This is a genomic window from Streptomyces sp. NBC_01445, from assembly GCF_035918235.1.
In the GTDB taxonomy this organism is placed as follows: domain Bacteria; phylum Actinomycetota; class Actinomycetes; order Streptomycetales; family Streptomycetaceae; genus Streptomyces.
In genome coordinates this window covers 510,795-533,439 of record NZ_CP109485.1, presented here as the reverse complement: position 1 = coordinate 533,439, position 22,645 = coordinate 510,795, and the positions used below count along the sequence as shown (strand labels likewise).

The window sequence follows — 22,645 nt, the reverse complement described above, 5'->3', positions numbered from 1 at the left end:
TCCGATGTGACGCGGCCATTGACATCGGCCCGGGCCGGGGCCAAGCTCCCCGCAACGAGTGTTAACGATAACACGATCTTGGTCAGCAGCCTGAGGGAGCCGCCCCATGACAGGCCGTCACCCGCCCATCGGACCCGCTCGAACGTCCACCGGACGTACCTTCCCCAGCCGCCGCACGCTCCTGCGAGCCGCCGTGGCCGGCACCTCCGCCGCCGTTGCGGCCCCACTGGTCACCGCGTGCGGCACCGCCGCCGGACAGCCGCCCGGCAAGGTGGCCCTGCACGGGGACAACCCGTCATGGGCCACTCCCCTCAAGGCGGCGGGCGAGGCGATGCGCTCGGTCGACGGCCTCGAACTCGTTCCCGAGGTCATCCCGTCCCTCGAGTCCTTCGAACAGGTCGTCAAGTCCTCGCTGCGCACCAGCAAGACACCGGACATGCTCAAGTACTGGTCCGGGTACCGCCTGCAGGATCTGGCCCGCACCGGCGGCATCGTCGACCTGTCGGACCACTGGGCGAGCGCGGCCCGCAAGGGCTGGGTCGACCCGGCGCTGCGCTCTGCGGTCAGTTACCGCGGCCGCGTCTACGGCCTTCCGATGAACCTGGCCTACTACGTCTTCTTCTACAACCCCGAGGTCTTCCGTGCCAACGGCCTGAGGAAGCCCGAGACATGGGACGACTTCCTGCACGTCGCCGGCCGGCTCAAGCGTGCCGGCATCACGCCGCTGCACGGCACCACTGCAGGGCGGTGGCCCGCGTTCATCTGGTTCCAGGAGATCCTCAGCCGCCAGGACCCGCAGTTCTACGAGGACCTCCTCAACGGGCGGGCCCGCTACACCGATCCGCGCGCCGAACGGGCTCTGCGCACCATCGCGTCCTTCTTCGACAAGGACTGGTTCACGTCGATGGACATGGAACACGCCGCGGCCGCCGCGGGCGTTGTGCACGGCAAGGTCGGGATGCTGCCCTGCGGGAGCTGGCTGGGCGGCACCTTCGTGGGAGTCGGCGGCAAGCCCGGCAAGAACGTCGACGCGTTCGTCCTGCCGATGCAGAACACCCGGGTCCGCCCCGCCGCCGTCTTCGAGACCAGCGCCCTGGTCTGCACGGTCAAGGGGCCCGACCGCGACGAGGCCTACCGGGCGGCCGGAGCCTGGCCGCACCCGCAGGTGATGAAGGCGTTCTCGCACACGCTGCAGGACGGCTGCCCCAACCCGACGGTGACGCCCGCCAACACGATCATCGACGGCGTGGCCACGACGGTGCGGGCGAACAAGGCGCGTCTGCTCAACCGCTTCTGGGAGCTCGGCCCGCCCGAGCTGGTCGAGTCCACGGTCGACGATCTGGCCGGATTCCTGATCAATCCGTCCTCGTACCGGAAGGTGCTGGGGACCATGCAGGACCGGGCCGACGAGGCGTGGAAGGTGTGGAAGGAGGCGGAGGAGTCATGACGGACGCCATGAGCACGGTCACCACGACCGAGTCGGACACGACCGTTCAGGTGCGTCGCCGCATTCCCACGCGGACGCCCCATCAGGCGGCGGACCGGGCGCGGGGTGCGGGCCGGATGGGGGGACCCCTCACCGGTCTTCCCTGGGCGATGCCCGCACTGCTCCTCGTCGGGGTGCTGCTCGTGTACCCGTTCTTCCGCAGCGTCTACGGCAGCCTCTTCGAGGACAACGGCTTCACCCGCCACTACACGGGCCTCGACAACTACGTACAGCTCGCCGAGGATCCGATCTTCGGCCGGTCGCTGCTGAACACGGTGATGTGGGTGGCGGGCACGCTCCTGCTGCCCGTCGCGGCCGGTCTCGCCATCGCCGTGGCGACGCACCGGATGCGCTTCGGACGGATCGCGCAGCTGGTCGTCGTGCTGCCGTGTGCGATCTCGGGTGCCGCGACCGCCGTGTTGTGGAAGTTCATCCTCACCTCCGAGGGTTCCCTCAATCAGGTGCTGCAGGGCCTCGGCCTGGACTCGCTCGTGCGGCCCTGGCTGCTCGAATGGCCGCAGAACACCCTCTCGATGATCGTTGCCGGCACCTGGCAGGCCACCGGACTGAACGTCGTCCTGTTCGCCATCGGTCTCAGTGCCATCCCGCGGGAGACCGTCGAGGCGGCCGAGCTGGACGGCGCGACCGGATGGCGGATGTTCCGCTACATCACGCTGCCTCAACTGCGGTCCGTGAGCGTGGTGGTGATCGGCATGGCCATCGTCAACAGCCTCAAGGCCTTCGACATGATCTGGGTTCTCACCCAGGGCGGCCCCGCCCGCTCCTCCGAGACCCTGGCCCTGACCATGTACCGCGAGTCCTTCCGGCTCTTCCACGTCGGTTACGGCTCCGCCGTCGCCCTCGTCCTGTCCGTCATCGTCGTCGCGTCCTCATGGATGTATCTGCGCCGGCAGATGCCCGAGACGTCCCCGCGCTGATCCGAGCCGCTCGACAAGGAGTGACATCCCGTGGGAAGGACCTTCCGCAATCTCTTCGTCGCCGGCTGCGTGGTGCTCTGGCTGATCCCCGTCTACCTGCTGGTCGTCAACGCGCTGACGCCGGTCGCCGAGTACGCCGGCCAACCCGACTGGGCCCCGCAGGGCTTCGCCCTGTGGGACAACCTCTCGACCGCCTGGAGTCAGGCGGGCATCGGCGACAGCTTCCTCAACTCACTGGCGTACGCCGTGGTGTGCGGCGCCGCCGCCGTGATCGTCGCCGCCATGGCCGCCTTCGCCGTGGTCGTGCTGCCCATCCCCAAGCCCGCGTTCTGGTTCTGGCTCATCTACTCCGGGACTCTCTTCCCGCTGCAGATGTTCCTCGCGCCGCTGTTCGGCATGTACGCCGACGGCAATCTCTACGACACCCGGCTCGGCCTGATGCTCGTGTACGCGGCCTGGGCCGTTCCGTTCGCCTTCTTCCTCGTCCGCAACCAGATGACCACGATGCCGCCGGAGATCACCGAGGCAGCAATGATCGACGGTGCCTCGTTCCGGCGCATCTTCTGGCGCATCCACGTGCCGTTGATGGGCTCCAGCCTGGGGGCCGCGTTCATCTTCCAGTTCACCGCCGTCTGGAACGACCTGCTGTTCGGTATCACGCTGAGCCGCAGCCCCGACATCCAGCCGGTGATGGCGGCCCTCACCTCGCTCAACAACGCCTACGCCTCCTCGGGCCCGCCCGTCATCCTGGCCGGCGCGCTGATCGTCTCGCTGCCCACGCTCGTCGTCTTCCTGACGTTCCGGGGCCTGTTCCTGCGCGGTGTCACCGCGAGCGCACGCTGAGTCCAAGCCCCCCAACCCGACCTGCTCTCACCTGACTTGGAGATGTCCGCATGACCACACGGGCCCTCGTCCGTACCACCGACTGGGACAACGACCGGATTCGCGAGAGCCTGCGCGGCTCCGTCGTCAGCGCGGAAGGAAGCCTGGGCGGGAGCGCGCTGCGGCTGACCACCGAGCCGCTGATGCGCCGGGCGGAAGGGGGTGGCCTGCTGCAGTCCCTCCGGGTGGAGGCGGTGAACGGCTCCTCGATACCGGCCGACCTCGCTGTGCGCACCACCTCCGGGGCGCTGCTGCCCGCCGAGCGCATCCCCGGGCCGAGCGGCTCCGTCCGGCTGCTGCTGCCCGCCGTCGACACGGCGCAGCGGGTCACGCTGACCCTGCCGGAAGGGGCGGGCGGCGACGGGATCGACGTGACGCTCACTCCGCAGCGCCAGTGGACCATCCACCTGGTGCACCACTCGCACCTGGACATCGGCTACACCGACCCGCAGGGCCGGGTGCTCGCCGAACACCTCTCGTTCCTCGACTCGTGCCTGGAGCTCACCCAGGCCACCGACGACTGGGCACCTGAGTCCCAGTTCCGCTGGTGCGTCGAGTCCCTGTGGTCCTTCAAGCAGTGGGCGGACGCACGCCCGGCGGAACAGGTGGAGGAGTTCGTCCAGCGGGTGCGCGAGGGCCGGATCGAACTCACCGCGATGCCGTTCAACCTCCACACCGAGACCTGTTCCACCGACGAGCTGCACGAACTGATGCGCCTGGCCCACGACGTGCGCGAGCGGTACGGCATCCCCTTCACCTCTGCCATGCAGACCGATGTGCCCGGTTCCGTCGTGGGTCTCGTCGACGCGCTCAGCTCGGCAGGCGTCAAGTACCTGTCCGTGGCGCACAATTGGGCCGGACGGTCGGTACCGCACCTGGTGGGCGGGGAGAAGCTGCCGCGCCTCTTCCGCTGGCGTGCGCCCAGCGGGAACAGCCTGCTCGTCTGGGTCACCGACACGCCGCACGGCCTGGCCTACATGGAGGGCCCGCTGCTCGGCTTCGACACCGACTACTCCAGCGTCGACGACCTGCTCCCGGCCTACCTGACCTCACTCGCCACGAACCCCTACCCCTACCGCGGCGGGGTCTTCGGCTGGACCATGGACCAGGAGGAGATCAAGCGCGAGCCCTACCCGTGGGACGTGCTGCACCTGCGCGTGCAGGGCAAGTTCGGTGACAACGCCCCGCCGCGACGGATCATCGCCGACACGGTACGCCGCTGGAACGAGACCTGGGCCTACCCGCAGCTGCGGCTCTCGCGCAACGAGGACTTCTTCACCGACGCCGAGTCCCGGCTCGGCGACCGGATCCGCACCTTCGAGGGCGACTGGACCGACTGGTGGGTGGACGGCGTGGGCTCCGGAGCCCACCCGTTGTCCCTGGCCCGTACCGCACAGGCCGTCGTCGCCGACGCACAGACCCTCGGCACCTTCGCGGGCGTCCTCGACGCCTCAGGTGCAGCCGATGACACCCGCGACGCGGCCGGCGTGTACGAAGCCGTGTCGCTGTTCGACGAGCACACCTGGGGCGCCGGAGACCCCTGGACGCACGGCCACGACCACGGCCACTCCGGAGAGCAGCAGTGGCACTGGAAGTACGGGCAGGCCCTGCGCGCCCACGACGACGGACAGTCGCTCCTGAACCGGGCGGGCGCCCGCCTGGGCCAGCGCCTCTCCCGTCCCGCCGACGCCCCGGCCTCGTACCACGTGGTCAACACCTGCTCCTGGCCGCGCACCGACGTCGCGCAGATCTTCCTCCCGGAATCCAGTGTCCCGCTGGAACGGTCCGTGGCCGTGCACGACGCCCGTACCGGCGAGCGCCTGCGGCACGAGGAGCGCCCGCAGATCAACGACACCCACCGCGACGCCGGCCGCTTCCTGCTGGTCCGCGTCGACGACGTGCCGCCCGCCGGTTCCGTCCGCCTGGATGTGCGCACCGTCGACGACGAGGGTGCGAGCGGGGGGGAGGACAGTTCGGTCAAGGCCGCCACCGGCTGGAACCCCACCGGTGGTTCCGAGCGTGAGGACCCGGCCCGCAGCGCCGCCGCGGCCCACGCGCATCCCGATCCGCTGCTCCTGGAGAACGAACACCTGGCTGTTCGGGTCGACCTGGCAGGTGCGTGTATCGCCTCCGTCGTGGACAAGGCGAGCGGGCGCGAACTGGTCCGCGCGGACGCCATCACCGGCTTCAACGCCTACATCCACGACAGCTACACCACCGCGGGCGGCTTCAACCACAACTCCAGCCGCACCACCGCCTCCGACCGCCTCGAACACCTGGGCAGCCGTTCCGTCGCCCCGCCCGCCGCGCTCATCGCCCGCCACTCCACGGCCACCGCCGAGACACTCACCTACGAGACGCGCCCGCCGGGCGCCAACCGGGTGCGCACCACCCTCACCCTGCCGCACGGTGTCGGCCGCCTCGACATCGAGAACCAGGTCGACAAGGACTCCACCCTCGGCAAGGAGAGCGCCTACTTCGCCTTTCCCTTCGCCTTCGAGACGCCCACGGTGCGCATGGAGGCCTCCGGCGGCGCGACCGGCACCGGACTGCCGGTCATCCCCGGCTCGGCGCTGCACATGCGGGCCGTGCGCCGCTGGATCACTCTGCAGGAGGGCGATCTCGCCGTCGCCTGGGCCACGCAGGACGCGCCCCTCGTGCAGTTCGGCAACATCGCCCTGCCGTACGCGCCGTTCCCCAAGACCATGGGCCACGACGAGCCGGCGACCGTCTACTCCTGGATCCACAACAACCTCTGGGACACCAACTTCCCCAGTGAGCAGGCCTTCGAGTTCACTTTCCGCTACAGCCTCTCCAGCACGCGCAGTGCCGATGCCGCCGGGCTCGGCCCGCGCGCCGCGGCCGGCCTCTCGCGTCCGCTGCACGCCGTACGGGCCCGTGGACCGGTGTCCGACGAGGCGGCGGACCGGCTGGGTTTCGTGACGGTGGGCGACCCGCGTGTACGTCTCGTCGGAGCCACCACCCCCGACGCGGACGGAGCCGTGCTGCTGCGCCTGCAGTCCTTCGCCGAGGAACCCGTCGCGTGCCCGGTGCGCGCACTCTTCCCGGTCTCCGGGGCCCGAAGCGCCGACTACCACGGCCGGGCCGCAGACGAACTGACCGTCCGGGACGGCGAGGTCACCGTCGACCTGCCCGCCCTCGGTACGACCGCGGTGCTCTTCCGCCGCTGACACCCATGCCCGAAGGAGACTTTGTGTACCGGCTCGACCCGCGATACGCCCCCGCTCCGCAGGCCGTTCTGAGCACCGGCTGGCAGGCGGTGGCCGCTCAACTCCCCACAGGCCCGGCGGTCTTGGCCGTGGAGGGATCGCCGTCCGTCGACTGGGACGCGCTCGGTGAACAGCTGCGCCGTGAACTCGCCGCCCGCGGCATTCCGGTGGCCCTGCTCGACGTGCGCGCCCACTACGCACCACCCGCCGAGATCCGCAAGCGCACCGAGCGGCCGGAGGACGAGGAAGACCCCTACTTCCGCAAGCTCGCCGACAACCCTCTCGACGATCTCTTCGACACACTCCCCACACCGACCCTGCCGGACGAGGGACTCCTCATCGTCCACGGGCCCGGCGCCGCACTCGTCGACCACGACCTGCTCTGGTACGCCGACGTGCCCAAGCGGTACGCGGAGGCGGCCGCGGTCGCGGGCGCCGGTGGAGTGAACCTCGGCCTTCCGGGCGAGAAGCCCGACCTCCAGCGGCTGTTCTACAGCGACTGGCCGATGCTCGACCGGCAGCGCGACGCGCTGGCCCACCGGCTCGACGGCTGGCTCGACGTGCAGAACCCCGAACACCCGGTGTCGCTCGACGGTGCCGGTCTCCGGGCCACGTACGCCGCTCTCGCGAGCAGGCCGGTGCGAACCCGACCTTATTTCAACTCCACTCCATGGGGCGGGCATTGGGCCCAGCGCACGCTCGGCATCAACCTCGACGCGCGCAACACAGCCCTCGGCTACGAGCTGATCGCGCCCGAGGCGGGCATCCTCGTCGGCACCGGGCCGCTGGCCCAGGCCGAGGTGCCGTTCCAGCTCATGTGCGCCCTGGAGCCGGACCGCGTCCTCGGCCAGGAGGTCCACGCCCGCTTCGGCACATCGTTCCCCCTGCGGTTCGACTACCTCGACACCGTCGGCGGCGGCAACCTCTCGCTGCACTGTCACCCCAAAGAGCCGTACATGCGCGAACGGTTCGGCTGGCCGTACACCCAGCACGAGACGTACTACATGACGCTCGGCAGCCCCGACACCAAGGTGTTCCTCGGCCTGCGCGAGGACGCCGACGTCGAGGCCTTCCGCGGGCAGGTGCGGCAGGCCGCCACGGACGGCACACCCCTCGAGGTGGAGGACCACGTCCTGACGTTCCCCGCCGAACAGGGCCAACTGTTCATGATCCCCGCCGGCACCCCGCACGCCAGCGGGGCCGGCAACCTCGTCCTGGAGATCAGCGCCACGCCCTACCTGTACAGCCTGCGGTTCTACGACTGGCTGCGACCCGACGCCGACGGCAACCCGCGCCCGCTGCCCTACGAGCACGGCTTCGCCAACCTGGAGACCGGGCGACGCGGCGACGCGGTCGCCCGCGACCTGGTCCAGCAGCCGCGCACCCTGCGCACCGGAGCGGGCTGGCGAGAAGAGGTCATCGGCGCACTGGAGGAGATGTTCTACGAGGTCAGGAGGTATGTGCTCGACGCCGGGGCCGAAGCCGATGACGACACCGCGGGACGGTTCCACATCCTGAACGTGGTCGAGGGCGAGGGCGTGAGCGTGCACACCGCGGCGGGCGACCGGCACGAGCTGGCGTACGCGGAGACGCTCACCGTTCCGGCTGCCGTGGGCCGGTACTCCGTGCGCGCGGCGAACGGGGGACCGGTCCGGGTCGTGAAGGCCCTCGTCCGTTGATCCCGGTCCTCGAAATCGGCGGCACCCATGTCACGGCGGCCGTCGTCGACCTGCCCGACGGCCGGGTCGGGCGGCGCACCCACCGGCCGCTCGACCCGCACGCCGGCGCCGAGGACATCCTCGGCGCCATACGGCGCTGCGCCGACCACCTCGACGTCCCCACGGGCACGCGATGGGGCATGGCGGTGCCGGGTCCCTTCGACTACGCGCAAGGCATCGCGCTCTTCGCCGGCGTCGGCAAGTTCGAGGCCCTGTACGGGGTTGACGTCCGCACGGCACTGCTGCGCGAGCTGCGACAACGGCCGGATGACGTCGTCTTCCTCAACGACGCCCACGCCTTCATGATGGGCGAGTGGTCCGCAGGTGCCGCGCGCGGACACTCCCGTGCCGTCGGCATCACCCTCGGCACCGGTGTCGGCTCGGCCTTCCTCGTCGACGGCGGGATCGTCGCGCGCGGGTCGGGGGTGCCGCCCGAGGGGCGCATGGACCTGACGGAGGCCGACGGCGCACCACTGGAGGAGTCCGTGTCCCGCCGGGCCATCCTCGCCCGGTTCGGCGACCCGTCCGCCGACGTGCGCGACATCGCCGACCTGGCCAGGGCGGGGCAGCGGCGGGCCCGACGCGTCCTGGACGACGCCTTCATGACACTCGGCGCCGTCCTCGGACCACGACTCACCGCCTTCGGGGCGACCGCTCTGATCGTCGGCGGTTCGATGGCCGGCTCCTGGGACCTGGTCGCCCCCGCGCTGCACGGGGGACTCGCGGACGGAGGGTGGACGCCGGACGCCATAGGCCCGGATGACGGTCCGGAATGCCCCAGGCGGCATACTCGTTCGGTGCAACCCGCCGGCCTCGCCGGGGACGCCGCGCTGATCGGCGCGGCCCGTGCCGTTGCCGTACGCGACTGACGACGGGGGAGACCGCGACCATGGCCGACACCCGCGGGGCGAAGGACCCGCAACCGACACTGCGCGACGTCGCGCAGCGGGCGCACGTGAGCGCCATGACGGTCTCGCGTGTCCTGCGCGACGACCCCAAGGTGCTGCCCGACACGGCTGAACGGGTGCGAGCCGCCGTCGCCGAACTCGGCTACCACCGCAACGAGATGGCCCGCAGCCTGCGCCTGGGCAGTGGCACAGGGCTCGTCGGGCTCGTGGTCACCAACCTCGCCAACCCCTTCTACTCCCGGCTCGCTCTCGGCGTCGACGCCGTCGTCGCCGAGCACGGTCTGAAGACCGTCATCGGCAACACAGGACACGACCTCGACAGCGAGCGCGGCCTCGTGGCGGACCTGGTCGCCCGGCGGGTCGACGGCATCATCGTCGTCCCCGCCGATGACGACCAGCGCCACCTGTCCGCCGCGGCGGACAACGGCGTACCCGTCGTGGTGGCCAGCCGACCGCCGAATGGTTTCACCGCCGACTGCGTCCTGGTCGACGACTACGGCGGCTCGCGCACAGCGACCCGAGAGCTGCTCGACGCGGGACACCACAGGATCGGTTTTCTCGGTTCCCCGCCGGCTGTCTATACGGGCGCCGAGCGATTGCGCGGCTTCACCGACGCACTCGTCGACGCGGGCATCAAACGCGAACCCGACTACGTACGGCTCGGGCAGCAGCAGACCGCTGAGGCTTCGCGTGCCGCAGCCGAACTGCTGGCACTGCCTGAGCCGCCGACGGCACTGTTCTGCTCCAACAACCGCAACACCATCGGAGCCTTCCGCGCGATCCGCGCCGCCGGTACCACCACCGCACTCGCGGGCTTCGACGACTTCGAACTGGCCGACGCGCTCGGACTGCCGCTGATCATCGCGGCCTACGACAGCGACGAACTCGGCAGGGAGGCAGGCCGGTTGCTCGTGGCCCGGCTCGGTGAGGCGCGTTCCCGTGACACCGCCCGTCGCGTCGTCGTGCCCACCACCCTCGTCCACCACGGCACGCCGGGGAAGCCGTGACCATGCGCGATGGGGGAGACTGACGGGATCAGCCGGAGAAGGCGGCCGTGTGGTGGACAGTACTGTCGGTGTGAGTGGCCACCGGAACGCTGATCGAGGCCGCCGTTCGATCCGTACCTGACCGGGTCTCCGGGTCGACCTCTCACGGGCGACCGGACGGTACCGGGTCCGCGTCGAGCTCCTCGGCAGCCAGCTCGCCCGTCGCGACGCGGCTGTTGCGTCGCCCCCACAGTGCGTAGATCACCAGACCGACCGCCATCCAGATGAGGAAGCGGACCCAGGTGATCAGAGGCAGGCTGCCCACCAGGAGCAGGCACAGGAGCAGCGCCACGACGGGCACGAAGGGCACCCACGGCGTACGGAAGCCGCGAGGCAGGTCGGGGCGGGTGCGGCGCAGGTACATCACTCCGACGCATACGACGACAAATGATGTCAGCATGCCGATGTTGCCGAGTTCGGCGAGGTCCTGGATCGGCAGGACGGCCGTCATGAACGCCACCGCCAGGCCCAGGGTCCAGGTGATCCGACGTGGGCTGCGCGTGATCGGGTGGACGTGGGAGAACCACTCGGGCAGCAGGCGGTCGCGGCTCATGGCGAGGAAGACGCGACTCTGCCCGAGCAGCATGATCATGACGACGGTGGTGAGCCCGCAGATCGCGCCGAGGCCGACGATCCGTACGGCCCAGTCCGAGCCGACCGCGGCCAGCGCGCCGGTCACGGGCGCCGCGGTGTCCAGCTGTGTGTACGGACGCATTCCGGTGATGACGAGTGACACGCCGACATAGAGAACGGCGCAGACGACGACGGTCGCCATCAGGGCGATGGGCAGGGTGCGTTGGGGGCGTTTGGCCTCCTCGGCGTTGCTGGCCATGATGTCGAAGCCGGAGAACGCGCCGAAGACGATGGCGCCGCCGGTGAGGATGCCCGCGAGGCCGAAGGTGGCGTTCGTGCTGATGCCCGCCCAGCCGAGAAGCGGCTGCTGCCACACGTCGCCGTCGCCGCCCGGCGGACGCGAATCCGGGATGAACGGGGTCCAGTTGGCAGGGTCGATGTGGAAGACGCCGACGCACAGGAAGAGGACGATGGCCGCGAGCTTCACCAGCGTCATGATCGTGTTGATGCGTGCCGTCGTACGGACGCCGGCGGCCAGGACGGCCGTCAGGACGAGGATGACCAGCACAGCGGGCACGTTCACCACGGCGTCAGGGCCCGCGACGGCGGAGGGCAGGTGCAGTCCGAACGTGGCGAGGAAGTCGACCACGTACTGCGACCAGCCGCTGGCCACGGCCCCCGCGCCCATCGTCATGTCGAGGATCAGGTCCCAGCCGATGAGCCACGCCGCCAGTTCGCCGAGCGAGACGTACGCGAAGGTGTACGCGCTGCCCGCGACCGGCACCGTCGACGCGAACTCCATGTAGCACAGGGCCACCAGGCCGGAGGCGAGGGCACCCAGCGCGAACGAGATCGCGATGGCGGGTCCCGCGTAATTCGCGGCGGCCGTGCCGGTGAGGACGAAGATGCCGCCACCGATGGTGACGCCGATGCCCATCATCGTGAGCTGGAGCGGCCCCAGCGAGCGGGCGAGCCGGGTCGTGGGGCGTTCGGCGTCCCGCAGGGTCGCCTCGATGGATTTGGTGCGCACGCTGACTGCCCTTTCTGGGAGCGGTGGATGGCAGGCCGTCGAGCCGTGCCCGCTACGCGGCCGTCTCGGTCAGGGCTGCGGGAAGGTGGTCGGCCAAGTGCGCGTAGTCGGCTCGGTCGTTGTAGAGATGCGCGGACAGCCTCAGGTAGCCGCGCCCGTGCCAGGTGGTCACGGCGGTCTCGCAGCCGATGGTGACGGAGAGGTGGCGTTGCAGGGCGTGCGCGGCCGCCTGGTCGGTGACCGTGCCGTCGGGCAGCGGCACCAGGCGCATCGCCGGGGCCTCGCTGCCGCCGACCGCGGCGGTGTCCGTGCCGAGTGCGTCGGCGAGCATCCGCTGTGCCTCGCCCGCCAGTTCGGTGATGCGGCCCCGCGCGGCCTCCCAGCCGAACTGCTTCTCCACGAACTCCAGGGAACGCGGCGCCGCGAGCCAGGAAGTGAGGTCCACTGTGCCCTGCTGGTCGAAGCGCAGCGGGAACGGGTTGGGCGAGCCCCACGAGTCAGTCAGCGGGTACAGCTCCTGCGCCAGATCTCCGCGCGCCACCAGGGCGGCCGTACCCCGTGGTGTGCAGGCCCACTTGTGCAGGTTGCCGACCCAGAAGTCGGCATCGCCGGTCTGCGCGAGAGGGTCGGCGAGCATGCCCGGTGCGTGGGCGCCGTCGACGAGGACGAGCGCGCCGGCCGCGTGGGCGTGGCGGGTGATGTCGGCGACGGGGAGGAGACGGGCCGTCGCCGAGGTGATCTGGTCGACGACGACGAGCGAGGTCGGGGCCTGCGCGTCGGCGAGGGCGTCGGCGAACCGGGCGGTGATCTGCTCGGGCGTCGCGTCGAGCGGCACGTGCAGGGTCCGCACGCGCGCCCCCGCACGTGCGGCGGCGCGGGCCACGCCCATGGCGACGGCGCCGTAGGCGTGGTCGGTGATCACCACCTCGCTGCCGCGCGGGAGTTCGAGCGAGGCGAGGACGGTGCTGACGCCGGCGCTCGCGTTCGGGACGAGGGCGAGGGTCTGCGCAGGGGTGTGCAGATAGGCGGCGATGTCGGTGCGGGCCTGCGCCACCCGCTCGGGGAGCCCGCGGAACCAGCGGTCCGGGTTCGCCTCCATCTCGGCGCGCAGGGCGTGCAGTTCCTCGATGACGGTGCGCGGCACCGCACCGAACGAACCGTGGTTGAGGTGGCGTATGTCAGGGTCGAGTGCCCAGTGGTCCAGGGGGTGCGAAGACATATCAGCTTTCCGAGTCATCCGATGACTGTCGCTCTCCCGGAGGACCGTAGGCGGTAACCTACCCGTTGAACAGGGGGATGGAGAGATCTTCACGTCCAGCCACAAGCGCAGTCATTAGATGACTCGAGGGACGGCCGTACCGTGGCATCGTTGCGGACACGGCGGCGGGGGCGTCCCGCGGCAACCGAAGGGGGTACGAGGATGGCGGCCACCGAGACCGCGGCTGCGGGCTTGCGTGCGATGATCGCGAGCGGCGAGCTGGGGCCGGGCAGCAGGCTCCCGCCCGAACCCGACCTGTGCGCCCGCCTCGGCGTCTCCCGCGGTTCACTGCGCGAGGCGGTCCGGTCGCTTGCGGCCCTCGGCATGCTGGAGTCCCGGCACGGCGCGGGCACGTTCGTCTCGGCGCTGCGCCCGGCGCAGATGCTGGCCGGTTTCAGTGCGACGGTCGACGTCCTTCCGCTGGACGGTCTCCTCGAACTCTTCGACGTGCGCCGCGCCATCGAGTCACATGCCGCCGCACTCGCCGCGGCGCGCGCGGACGAGACGGTCGTGGCGCACCTGCGCGAACTTCAGGAGCGCCTGTCCCGCACACAGGACCAGGAGCAACTCCAGTTGCTGGACCACGAGTTCCACGCCACGGTCTGCGCGGCGGCGGGCAACGAGACGCTCGCCGCGCTCGCCGGCCTGCTGCGTGCCCGCGGTGCCCACTACAGCGTCTACGGCACCCGGGAAGCGGCGACCGTGCGACTGGCCAGCGACCTCGGCCACGAGGCGCTCATCACCGCTCTTGCGGCCGGCGACCCCACGGCCGCGGCTGCCGCGGCCTCAGCCCATCTCTCACAGACCGAGGCGTGGCTGCGACGCCTGCGACCGTCACCGGAGCCTCGGTGACGCGTCGCCGGCCACCGAACGAAGCGTCGTACGCATCAACTCTCGGATGTATTGCGCGGGTCGGTTCGTGAGGCAGAGGCCGTCCACCCGGCTCAGCTTTCAAGACGGGCGGGCACCCGGGTCGGGCTGCGGTCGATGAGGAGTAGTGCTCGGCCCGGGACCAGGCCGACATCGGCGCATGGGGCAGCCGAGACGGAACCGTTCGTGCGGACCCGCGTACCTGCCGTCCGGGAGGCGGCCGAATGCGAGACCGCTCAGCGGGCCGGGCGACAGAGTCCGCGTGTGCGTTGACCTTCCGGGCGGTGGCCAAGCGCCACCGCAGACAGTGTGGGCGACCTGTTCCCGTAGGGCATCGACGTCATCGACGAGGAAGGTCGGCGGCCGTCCCGCACGGTCGACGCCCGCCGGATCGCGCTGTCTGATCCAGGCGACGCGGGCGCCCCCGTCGTCATCCAGGTCCCGTCGCGCTGCCAGTCCAGGGCTGCCCGGTCGAACGCCGGGCTCTCCGATTGCCCCGGCCCCCGGGGATGGCCCAAGCTCCGCCGTGATGTGTGCACCTCTGCCACTGCCGCCGGCAACTTCGCGGCCCCGAAGCGGGTCGGGCCACCTACTGGTGCCGCCCTCTGTAACGCCCGCGCGAGCACTATGATCCTCGGCGGATCAGCCCTCATCTGCAGGAGGCCTGCATGTCCCACCCCTCCGTCCTCGCCGCGCTGACGTCCGCGTTGCGCAGTGGCTCCATCGAAGTCGTCGACCTCACGGCGCCGTTGTCGTCGTCCACACCGGTGCTCCAACTGCCCGCCCAGTTCGGCCAGACCGCGGTCTTCGAACTCGAGGAGATCAGCCGCTACGACGACCGGGGGCCGGCCTGGTACTGGAACAACTTCCGCAGCGGCGAGCACACCGGCACGCACTTCGACGCGCCCAACCACTGGATCACCGGCAAGGGCCTCGCCGACGTGGCATCCGTGCCGGCACAGCAGCTGGTTGCCCCGGCAGCCATGTTGGACTTCTCCGTCGAGGCGGCCGCGAACCCGGACTTCCTGGTCGAGGTCGAGCACATCAAGGCGTGGGAAGCGCAGCACGGGCCGCTGCCCGACGGGGGCTGGCTGCTGCTGCGCACAGGATGGGACGACCGCTCGCACGCTCAGCAGGAGTTCCTCAACGCTGATGAGAACGGCCCGCACACCCCAGGGCTTTCGGCGGAGTGCGCCCGCTGGGTCGCCGAAGAGGCGCCCGTGATCGGTCTCGGGGTCGAGACGGTGGGCACCGACGCCGGCCAGGCCCCGGGCTTCGATCCGGCCTTCCCGTGCCATTCCTTCCTGATGGGCAGCGGCAAGTACGGCCTGACCCAGCTGCAGAACCTCGCCGCGCTGCCGCCGACCGGCGCCGTCGTCCTGGCCGGACCGCTGCCCATCGTCACCGGATCCGGCGCGCCCGCCCGCGTGCTCGCACTGGTGGAGCGCGCGTGAAGGTCGCAGAAGCGGTCGGCCGGGCCCTGGCGGCGGCCGGCGTCGACCACGTCTTCGGTGTGGTCGGTTCGGGGAACTTCCATCTGACCAACGCCTTGGTCGCGGCCGGCTCCCGGTACGTCGCGGCCCGCCATGAGGGCGGGGCGGCCACCATGGCCGATGCCTACGCCCGCATGAGCGGCAAGGTGGCGGCGCTGTCGGTGCACCAGGGGTGCGGGCTGACCAATGCGCTGACCGGCATCGCCGAGGCGGCCAAGAGTCGCACCCCGCTGCTCGTCCTGGCGGCGGAGACCGCCGAGACCACCTCGAACTTCTACGTCGACCAGGACGCGCTGGCGCGATCGGTGGGCGCCGTCAGCGCGCGTGTGACCTCGGCGGAGGACGCGGTCGAGCAGGCATGCGCCGCCGTGCGCCGAGCCCTGCATGAGCGCCGTACCGTAGTGCTCAATCTCCCGCTGGAGATCCAGGCCTTGGACGTTTCCGAGGGCACATCGGTCACGCCGCCTCCTGAACGGACCCCGGTCGAGCCCGAGTCGGACGCTGTCGCCCAGCTGGTGCAGACCCTCGAACGCGCGCAGCGCCCGGTCTTCGTCGCCGGCCGGGGAGCGCGGACACCCGACGCCCGCGACGCCCTGGCCGCGCTCGCCGAGCGGCACGGTGCGCTCCTGGCCACCTCTGCCGTCGCCCGCGGGCTGTTCCACGACAACCCGTGGTCGCTCGACGTGTCCGGCGGATTCTCCTCGCCCCTGACCGCGGAACTCGTGAAGGGCGCGGATCTGATCGTGGGCTGGGGCTGCGCACTGAACATGTGGACGATGCGGCAAGGCCGGCTGATCGGCCCGGAGGCCACCGTCGTTCAGGTCGACGACGACCCGTCCGCTCTCGGCAGGCACCGCACTGTCCACCTCGGCATCATCGGCGACGTGGAACGCACCGCACGGCGTACCCTCGAAGCGAGCGGAGGGCGACGAACCGGCTACCGCACCCCCACCATCGCAGAGTCCATTGCCGCGCGCGTGCGCTGGCGCGACGTGTCCTACGAGGACGAGAGCAGCCACGAGCGCATCGACCCGCGCACGCTGAGCATCGCGCTGGACGACCTGCTGCCCGACGAGCGCGTGATCGGCGTGGACTCCGGGAACTTCATGGGCTACCCCTCCATGTTCCTGTCCGTGCCCGACCACAACAGCCTGTGCTTCACCCAGGCCTTCCAATCCATCGGGCTGGGCCTTTCGACGGCGATCGGTGCGGCGCTGGCCCGGCCCGACCGGCTGCCCGTCGCCGCCCTCGGCGACGGCGGCGCGCTGATGAGCGCCGTCGAACTGGACACCGTCCGCCGGCTGGGTCTGCCGATGGTGGTCGTCGTCTACAACGACGACGCATATGGGGCAGAGGTCCATCACTTCGCCCCCGGCCAATTCCCCCTGGACACGGTCGAGTTCCCGCCCACCGACATCGCCGCCATCGCCCGGGGCTACGGCTTCGAAGCGGTCACCGTACGCACCCGCGCCGACCTCGAACCTGTCCGGGACTGGGTCGCCGGGCCCCGCTCCACACCCCTGCTCATCGATGCCAAGGTCACCTCGGAGCACGGGGCCTGGTGGCTGGAGGAGGCCTTCCGCGGCCACTGAGAGACGGCGAAAAGCCCGCCATTTCCCACCCCCGGTCGTCGCCGACGCGGTACGCACCACCTGGGTGATCGACCAGGACAGCACTCAGCGTCCCCGCATCCTTCGGGTCAGCGCCCGGTAGATCTTGCGACCGCTCACTGATGCACTGGTGCCATCCACGCCGACGGCCCGCACCGGCTCTCGCGGACCCGGCCGGTGAATACGGAGAGGTGGTGCGTGGCGCTCGTGGAGTGCGCCACGCACCACCGCCGACACATCCCTTCACGAGCAGCACACGCGAGGCTCTAGCCCCCTTTTGAATCGCTTGTCCGACTCTGGACTAGGCTTTCGCCTTGCATCTGCGGACAAGGAAAGCAAGGGGCCGTGGCATGGAGAAAGGCATGCTGCCGCCGGGGCAGCGCCTGGCCAAAGGCTGGCCCGTATCGCACTACGGACCGGTACCCCGCTTCCGCCCGGAGCGATGGACCCTCCAGGTCTTCGGCGCCACCGCGAACAAAGCGACCCACTCCTGGACCTTCGAAGAACTCACCACCCTGCCCAAAGTCACCGTGGTCGCGGACCTGCACTGCGCGTCCGGCACCAGCACCACCGGCCACACCTTCTTCGGGATCCCGGCACGCGTCCTGCTGGAACTCGTCCCACCCGCCGAGGGCGTGTCCCATGTGATGGCCTGGGCCGAATACGGATACAGCGCGAACCTACGCCTCGAGGACTTCATCGCCGACTCCACCGTCATGGCCACCCACCACAACGATGAGCTGCTCACTGCCGAACACGGCTTCCCGCTGCGCCTGGTGGTCCCGCACCTGTTCGGCTACAAGGGACCCAAGTGGCTGCGCGGCATCGAGTACATGACGCAGGACCGGCGAGGCTTCTGGGAGGAGCGCGGCTACCACAACATCGCCGACCCCTGGGCCGGCCAGCGTCATTCGTACCAGGAGGACGACAGCCCGTAACGGGCCGATTCGCCGACACAACCTCCAAGTCGAGTGGCGCACATGCCACGCTTATTGGCCGATCTGCCAAGCGTGAGCAAGTTCTCTAGGGGATTCCTTGCGGCAGATGCAAGATAGGTATTGCTGTCCGGGCGCGGACGTCACGGCCCCGGCCCGGCCCACAACGCGAGGTCCCTCCATGGTCATGCGCACCTACCACGGCAGCGCCGGCGACGTCGACCACAGCACCATCGGCTCCGGATACGCCGCCTACCGCCGCCCTGACGAGCGCATCGCCCGCGTCATCGCTGAGGCCCTCGGCGATGCGCGCACCGTCCTCAACGTCGGGGCGGGAACCGGGTCATATGAGACCGCGGCGCGCACGATCACGGCGGTTGAGCCCTCCCTGGCCATGCGCGTCCAGCGCCCGGCCCAACTCGCCACCGCGATCGACGCGGTCGCCGAAGCCCTCCCCTTCGCCGATGGGCAGTTCGACGCGGCGATGACCCTCTTCAGCAGGATCTGGCGCGGAACCCCGGCGTTCACGCCCGGGAGGAAGCACTTCTACTCCCGCAGCTGGGCGCCGAAGTCGGTGCAGACGGCGCGCATGACTTCCTCGCAGCGTCGAAGGATCTCGTCGGTGAACGGTCCGCGCCGGTACTTGGGTGTGAAGACCAAATGGGCGTGGAGGGTGTAGACGACCGTGGGACCCTTACGAATATTGGGGTTTGGCTCCCAGCATGGTGACATGGGTCGATACGATCGCCCGTGTGAAGATCGTCGTGCAAGTGAAGTTGATGCCGGAGGCCGAGCAGGCCGCCGCGCTGTCGGTGACGCTGCACACGGTCAACGAGGCCGCGAACTGGGTGTCGGAGGTGGCGTTCGAGCACGGTGTTCCGCGTGAGTACGAGCTGCGCAAGCACACCTACGGTGAACTGCGGTCGCGGGGACTGGGGGCGCAGGCCGCCCAGCACATCATCAAGAAGACCCGCGATGCCTACACGACCCTCAGGGCCAACATCCGTGCCGGGAACCTCGGCAAGTCTGGATCGAAGCGCCGTACCAAGGCCGAGTCCAAGCCCATCGCTTTTAGGCCCGAGGCCGCGCAACCGTATGACGACCGGTGTTTGAGCTGGCAGTACGACGCGCAGACCGTGTCCATCTGGACGGTGGACGGCCGGGCCAAGAACGTCCGCTTCGCCTGTTCGCCTGACGCACTCAAGACGCTCCGGGACCACCGGCAGGGCGAGTCGGACCTGATTGAACGCGACGGCGTGTTCTACCTGCTCGCGACGTGTGACGTTCCCGAGGCTGAGCAGTACGAGCCCGGTCACTTCATCGGCGTAGACCTTGGAATCGCCAACATCGCCACCACATCCACCGGCCACAAAACCGCCGGGCGCGGCCTGAACCGCCACCGCAAGCGGCAACTCGACCTGCGCAGGAAACTCCAGGCTAAGGGCACCAAGTCCGCCAAGCGGCTGTTGAAGAAGCGCAACCGGCGCGAACAGCGCCACGCGAAGAACCAGAACCACATCATCGCCAAGACGATCGTGACCGAGGCTGAACGCACCTCGGCCGGGATCTCCCTGGAAGAACTCAGGGGAATCCGGCAGAGGGTACGGCTCCGCAAGCCCCAACGGGTCGCGCTCCACTCCTGGGCCTTTGCCCAGCTGGCAGACTTCATCGTCTACAAGGCCCGCAGGGCCGGCGTCCCCTTGGTCTTCGTCGATCCCGCCTACACCTCGCAGCAGTGCTGCGAGTGCGGCCACATCGACAAGAAGAACCGGGCAAGCCAGGCCCTCTTCACCTGCCGGAACTGCGGGGTCGTTGCCCACGCAGACCGGAACGCTTCCCACAACATCGCCCGCAAAGGCGAGGCTGTGTGGACTGCGGGGCGTGAGTCACGCGTCCCTGCCACCCCATAAGGGTGACTGGACGGAGGAGCCCACCCAGCAGCCAGTTGGACGCTACCTCCAAGCCCGGTCCTTCAGGGCCTGGTCAAGTTGACCGTCCATCAGTGGTCCGACGGCGAAGCTGGGCTGCGTGAGATGCGACGCGTCACCCACGGCCCCGTCGTGGTCCTGACCTGCGACCCCGCGCGCGTTCGCGACTTCTGGCTCTACGAGCACGCCCCCGACGTCCTGGAGACCGAAGCGCGCCGCTACCCACCCATGGACCGACTCACGGCCACGCTCGGCGGCACCACCACCATCCAGCCCGTTCCCATCCCGCTGGACTGCACGGACGGCTTCAATGAGGCGTACTACGACCCGAACTCCTCCTCGACCCCGCCGCCCGCCAAGCCTGCTCGGCCTGGAGCGTCGTCGACGACCGCGCCCGCCAGGACTTCGACACATCCCTGCGCCGCGCCCTCGGCTCGGGCGCCTGGGACGAAGGGTTCGGCCACCTGCTCAGCCGCCCGACCTACAACGGAACCCTTGTCCTGCTGCGCGCACCCCCCATGACCACAGCAGCGAATCTCCCGCGGAAAGGGGCGCAGGGTGGACCCGCTCGCACGCCGCCAGATGATCGCCCATGTGCAGGTCGAGCGACAGCGACTGCTGCCGGAACACGAGGAAGCCACCCGGACCACCATCGAGATGCTCCGCGCCGGCATCGGCCAGGCCGGCGACCCCCAGCTGGTTCCGTATCTCAACTTTGCGTACCTGCTGGGCGTCAAAAGTACGTTCGGCGACGACCAGTTGATGGCCCTGGCGCTGTCGGTGGCGAACTGGGCCACCACCGCCATCAACGACCTCGCCCACCACACCGGCCGTACCCCTCAACAGATCATCGACCAGTACGAGACCGAAATCATCGCCGACCACGAAGACCTCACCTGACGCCGAGCGCACGAATCGGTCCTTCTCCCGTGCCGTCGGAGCCCTGTGGCGCATCCCGTAGCCGTGAGCAGGGTGGGCGGCACGGCCACCCTGCGATGTGGCTGATTCCCAGGGCGTCCCGCCTCGGCGCTGCGTCTATGTCGCGGGTCCATGAGGATTGAGAGGACGTGCGGCCGGGCTGGGCGAGGTGGCAGCGGCTGCGGGGCACCCACGGTGATCTGGGCGTCGTAGGTGTGGAGCGCGATCTCCTGGACCTGGTGCCGAGCGACGGCACCGGACGTCTGCGGCGACTGCGACGTACTCCACCACGTCCAGCACCCGCGATCCGGGCCGGCCTGCTGCAGTGCGTCCAGAAGCTACTGGGTCGATGTGGTCAACCAGGACGGCAGGGCCTCGCGGTCCTGAGGCGCGGCCGGGGCGCCCTCCGAAGCGGTCTCGGCAGGGGGAGCGTCGGCAGGCCCCGCGGCGACGGTGGCGGCCCAGAAGGGGCGCCTCTCGCCCAGGTGTTGCACCAGATCGAGCAGCGTCCACTCGGGGCAGGGCGGTACCTGCAGGTCGAGGCTTGGCGCGGAGGCGACGGCGGCCCGGAAGGCGGTTGAGCGTTCGTCGATCAGCCGCAGCAGGACGGCGAACTCCAGAGTCTTTTCCACGCTGAGTGTCTATCGCCGTGCTCCGACCGTCGGACAGCGATCAGCCGACGCGGCGGGCGGGGAGCAGGGGCCGCGCGCCCTCGGACGAGGCAGGTGTCTCCATGCCGCCCGCCAGTTGCCGGCACCTGCTACCAAGAGCGGCTACCAAGAGCTGATCGGCTCCGGCCGTGTCTACGGGAATGCCCGCCGGCGGAACGGAGTTACTCACTGTCACAACGATGACAACGGGTGGGCCCCGGTCCGCCGCAGCGAGGGAACGGGAGTCGATGAGTCTTCGTCAGTTCGAGTACGCCCTGGCCATCGCCGAGGAGGGCTCGGTGACGGCGGCCGCGGAGCGGCTGCACGTCGCTCAACCGTCGGTGTCCCAGCAGATCCGCGGCCTGGAGCGGGAACTCGGCGTGGAACTGTTCGCCCGCACGCCGACCGGACTGGTGCCCACCGTGGTCGGCCGCGCGTTCCTGAGGGAGGCGGAGGCCGCGGTGAGCGCGGCGCGACGGGCGAGGGCCACGGCGCGGGCCGGTGCCGATGAGCTGGTCGGTGAGCTGGTGGTAGCGGTGCAAATGGGCTTTGGCACGCGGCAGTTGCCGGGTGCACTGGGCTCGCTGCGTCGCCGCTTCCCGCGGCTGGAGGTCACCGTCTTCGAGGAGCCGAGCTCCGCCGAGCTGGAGCGGCTGGGGCGACGGGGCGTGCTTGACCTGGCCCTGATGGCGGCGTGCGAGCAGAGCCCCGCCGACGCCCACCACCTCGGCGACGAGGAGTTCGTCGTGGCCCTTGCCGCCGGGCACCGGCAACTTGCCGCGGACCGGGTCGAGCTGCGCGAACTGGAGAGTGAGCCGTGGGTGAGGTTCGACCGCGACAGCGCGCTCGACGGCGTACTGCTGAACGTACTGCGGGACAACGATCTGGCCCCGACCACGGCCGCCCGCGTGTCCCAGACGGCGACGGCCGTGCGCTGGGCCGCCCACGGCCTTGGGGTGACGCTCGTCCCGGCCTCCGCGGTGCCCCACGGTTACGAGCACCTCGTGCGCCCGGTTTTCCCGGTCGTGTCCCAGCCCGTCATCGCCGTGGTCCGGCCCGGCGCGGGCCCGGCGGAGAGGGCCCTCCTCGAACTCCTGCGTCATGAGACCTGGTCCGAGTCCGCTTCTTTCTCGCCCGCGTCCTGACGGCCGAGAAGGAAGCGGGCGCCGCTG

At 70.1% G+C, this 22,645-nt stretch carries 17 protein-coding genes and 3 pseudogenes; 16 read left to right on the top strand and 4 right to left on the bottom strand.

The genetic code is table 11. The features are described from left to right. Positions 1-106: 106 nt before the first annotated feature. The 7 genes from OG574_RS02710 to OG574_RS02680 are packed head-to-tail and all read left to right on the top strand — an operon-like array spanning position 107 to position 10,169. Entirely contained in the window at positions 107-1,447 is a 1,341-nt protein-coding gene (locus OG574_RS02710) for an ABC transporter substrate-binding protein (protein WP_326771654.1), read from the top strand. Continuing rightward, positions 1,444-2,424 (top strand): carbohydrate ABC transporter permease, encoded by a 981-nt coding sequence (locus tag OG574_RS02705; protein ID WP_326771653.1) that lies wholly within the window; start codon positions 1,444-1,446, stop codon positions 2,422-2,424. Before OG574_RS02710 ends, OG574_RS02705 begins: the two co-directional genes overlap by 4 nt. Before the next feature lie 30 nt (positions 2,425-2,454). Then, positions 2,455-3,267, top strand: a complete 813-nt coding sequence (locus tag OG574_RS02700) for a carbohydrate ABC transporter permease (protein ID WP_326771652.1) — start codon at positions 2,455-2,457, stop codon at positions 3,265-3,267. A gap of 50 nt (positions 3,268-3,317) precedes the next feature. Further along, on the top strand, positions 3,318-6,497 hold the full coding sequence (locus tag OG574_RS02695; protein ID WP_326771651.1) for an alpha-mannosidase: 3,180 nt from the start codon (positions 3,318-3,320) through the stop codon (positions 6,495-6,497). Between the two features lie 23 nt (positions 6,498-6,520). Then, positions 6,521-8,215 (top strand): class I mannose-6-phosphate isomerase, encoded by a 1,695-nt coding sequence (locus OG574_RS02690; protein WP_326778341.1) that lies wholly within the window; start codon positions 6,521-6,523, stop codon positions 8,213-8,215. Further along, complete coding sequence (locus tag OG574_RS02685) at positions 8,212-9,123, top strand: ROK family protein (protein WP_326771650.1); 912 nt, start codon at positions 8,212-8,214, stop codon at positions 9,121-9,123. The genes OG574_RS02690 and OG574_RS02685 overlap by 4 nt, the downstream gene beginning before the upstream one ends. Before the next feature lie 20 nt (positions 9,124-9,143). Next, complete coding sequence (locus OG574_RS02680; RefSeq protein ID WP_326771649.1) at positions 9,144-10,169, top strand: LacI family DNA-binding transcriptional regulator; 1,026 nt, start codon at positions 9,144-9,146, stop codon at positions 10,167-10,169. Between the two features lie 142 nt (positions 10,170-10,311). On the opposite strand, the gene OG574_RS02675 is transcribed toward OG574_RS02680, so the two are convergent. After that, positions 10,312-11,811: an APC family permease gene (locus OG574_RS02675; RefSeq protein ID WP_326771648.1), complete on the bottom strand. Its 1,500-nt coding sequence runs from the start codon at positions 11,809-11,811 to the stop codon at positions 10,312-10,314. 52 nt (positions 11,812-11,863) lie between these two features. After that, a complete protein-coding gene (locus OG574_RS02670) occupies positions 11,864-13,030 on the bottom strand; it encodes an aminotransferase class V-fold PLP-dependent enzyme (protein WP_326771647.1) in 1,167 nt (388 codons plus the stop codon). A 201-nt stretch (positions 13,031-13,231) separates the two neighbouring features. Between OG574_RS02670 and OG574_RS02665 the strand changes: the two genes are divergently transcribed. From OG574_RS02665 to OG574_RS02645, 5 genes and pseudogenes are all read left to right on the top strand, one after another. Next, the gene (locus tag OG574_RS02665) at positions 13,232-13,921 is read left to right on the top strand and encodes a FadR/GntR family transcriptional regulator (RefSeq protein WP_326771646.1); all 690 of its coding nucleotides are present in this window, start codon (positions 13,232-13,234) and stop codon (positions 13,919-13,921) included. Between the two features lie 686 nt (positions 13,922-14,607). Then, positions 14,608-15,393, top strand: coding sequence for a cyclase family protein (locus OG574_RS02660; RefSeq protein ID WP_326771645.1), 786 nt, complete (start codon positions 14,608-14,610; stop codon positions 15,391-15,393). Continuing rightward, the gene (locus OG574_RS02655; protein WP_326771644.1) at positions 15,390-17,024 is read left to right on the top strand and encodes a thiamine pyrophosphate-binding protein; all 1,635 of its coding nucleotides are present in this window, start codon (positions 15,390-15,392) and stop codon (positions 17,022-17,024) included. The genes OG574_RS02660 and OG574_RS02655 overlap by 4 nt, the downstream gene beginning before the upstream one ends. 368 nt (positions 17,025-17,392) lie before the next feature. Further along, positions 17,393-17,980, top strand: coding sequence for a molybdopterin-dependent oxidoreductase (locus OG574_RS02650; protein ID WP_326771643.1), 588 nt, complete (start codon positions 17,393-17,395; stop codon positions 17,978-17,980). 178 nt (positions 17,981-18,158) lie between these two features. Beyond that, positions 18,159-18,470: pseudogene (locus tag OG574_RS02645) on the top strand (class I SAM-dependent methyltransferase); the annotation flags it as partial. 56 nt (positions 18,471-18,526) lie between these two features. On the opposite strand, the pseudogene OG574_RS02640 reads toward OG574_RS02645, so the two are convergent. Next, a pseudogene (locus OG574_RS02640) lies at positions 18,527-18,709 on the bottom strand (transposase); the annotation flags it as partial. On the opposite strand from OG574_RS02640, the gene OG574_RS02635 reads away from it, so the two are divergent. From OG574_RS02635 to OG574_RS02625, 3 genes are all read left to right on the top strand, one after another. After that, the gene (locus OG574_RS02635; protein ID WP_326771641.1) at positions 18,700-19,887 is read left to right on the top strand and encodes an RNA-guided endonuclease InsQ/TnpB family protein; all 1,188 of its coding nucleotides are present in this window, start codon (positions 18,700-18,702) and stop codon (positions 19,885-19,887) included. The pseudogene OG574_RS02640 and the gene OG574_RS02635 overlap by 10 nt on opposite strands. A 123-nt stretch (positions 19,888-20,010) precedes the next feature. Beyond that, a complete protein-coding gene (locus OG574_RS02630) occupies positions 20,011-20,427 on the top strand; it encodes a hypothetical protein (protein ID WP_326771640.1) in 417 nt (138 codons plus the stop codon). 36 nt (positions 20,428-20,463) lie between these two features. Beyond that, complete coding sequence (locus OG574_RS02625; protein ID WP_326771639.1) at positions 20,464-20,805, top strand: hypothetical protein; 342 nt, start codon at positions 20,464-20,466, stop codon at positions 20,803-20,805. Positions 20,806-20,981: 176 nt separating this feature from the next. Here the strand turns inward: OG574_RS02625 and OG574_RS02620 are convergent. Beyond that, a pseudogene (locus OG574_RS02620) lies at positions 20,982-21,455 on the bottom strand (maleylpyruvate isomerase N-terminal domain-containing protein); the annotation flags it as partial. Positions 21,456-21,721: 266 nt separating this feature from the next. Between OG574_RS02620 and OG574_RS02615 the strand changes: the two are divergent. Then, positions 21,722-22,618 carry a LysR family transcriptional regulator gene (locus tag OG574_RS02615; RefSeq protein ID WP_326771638.1) on the top strand — a complete coding sequence of 299 codons (897 nt, stop codon included), beginning with the start codon at positions 21,722-21,724 and terminating at the stop codon, positions 22,616-22,618. Positions 22,619-22,645: the final 27 nt, after the last annotated feature.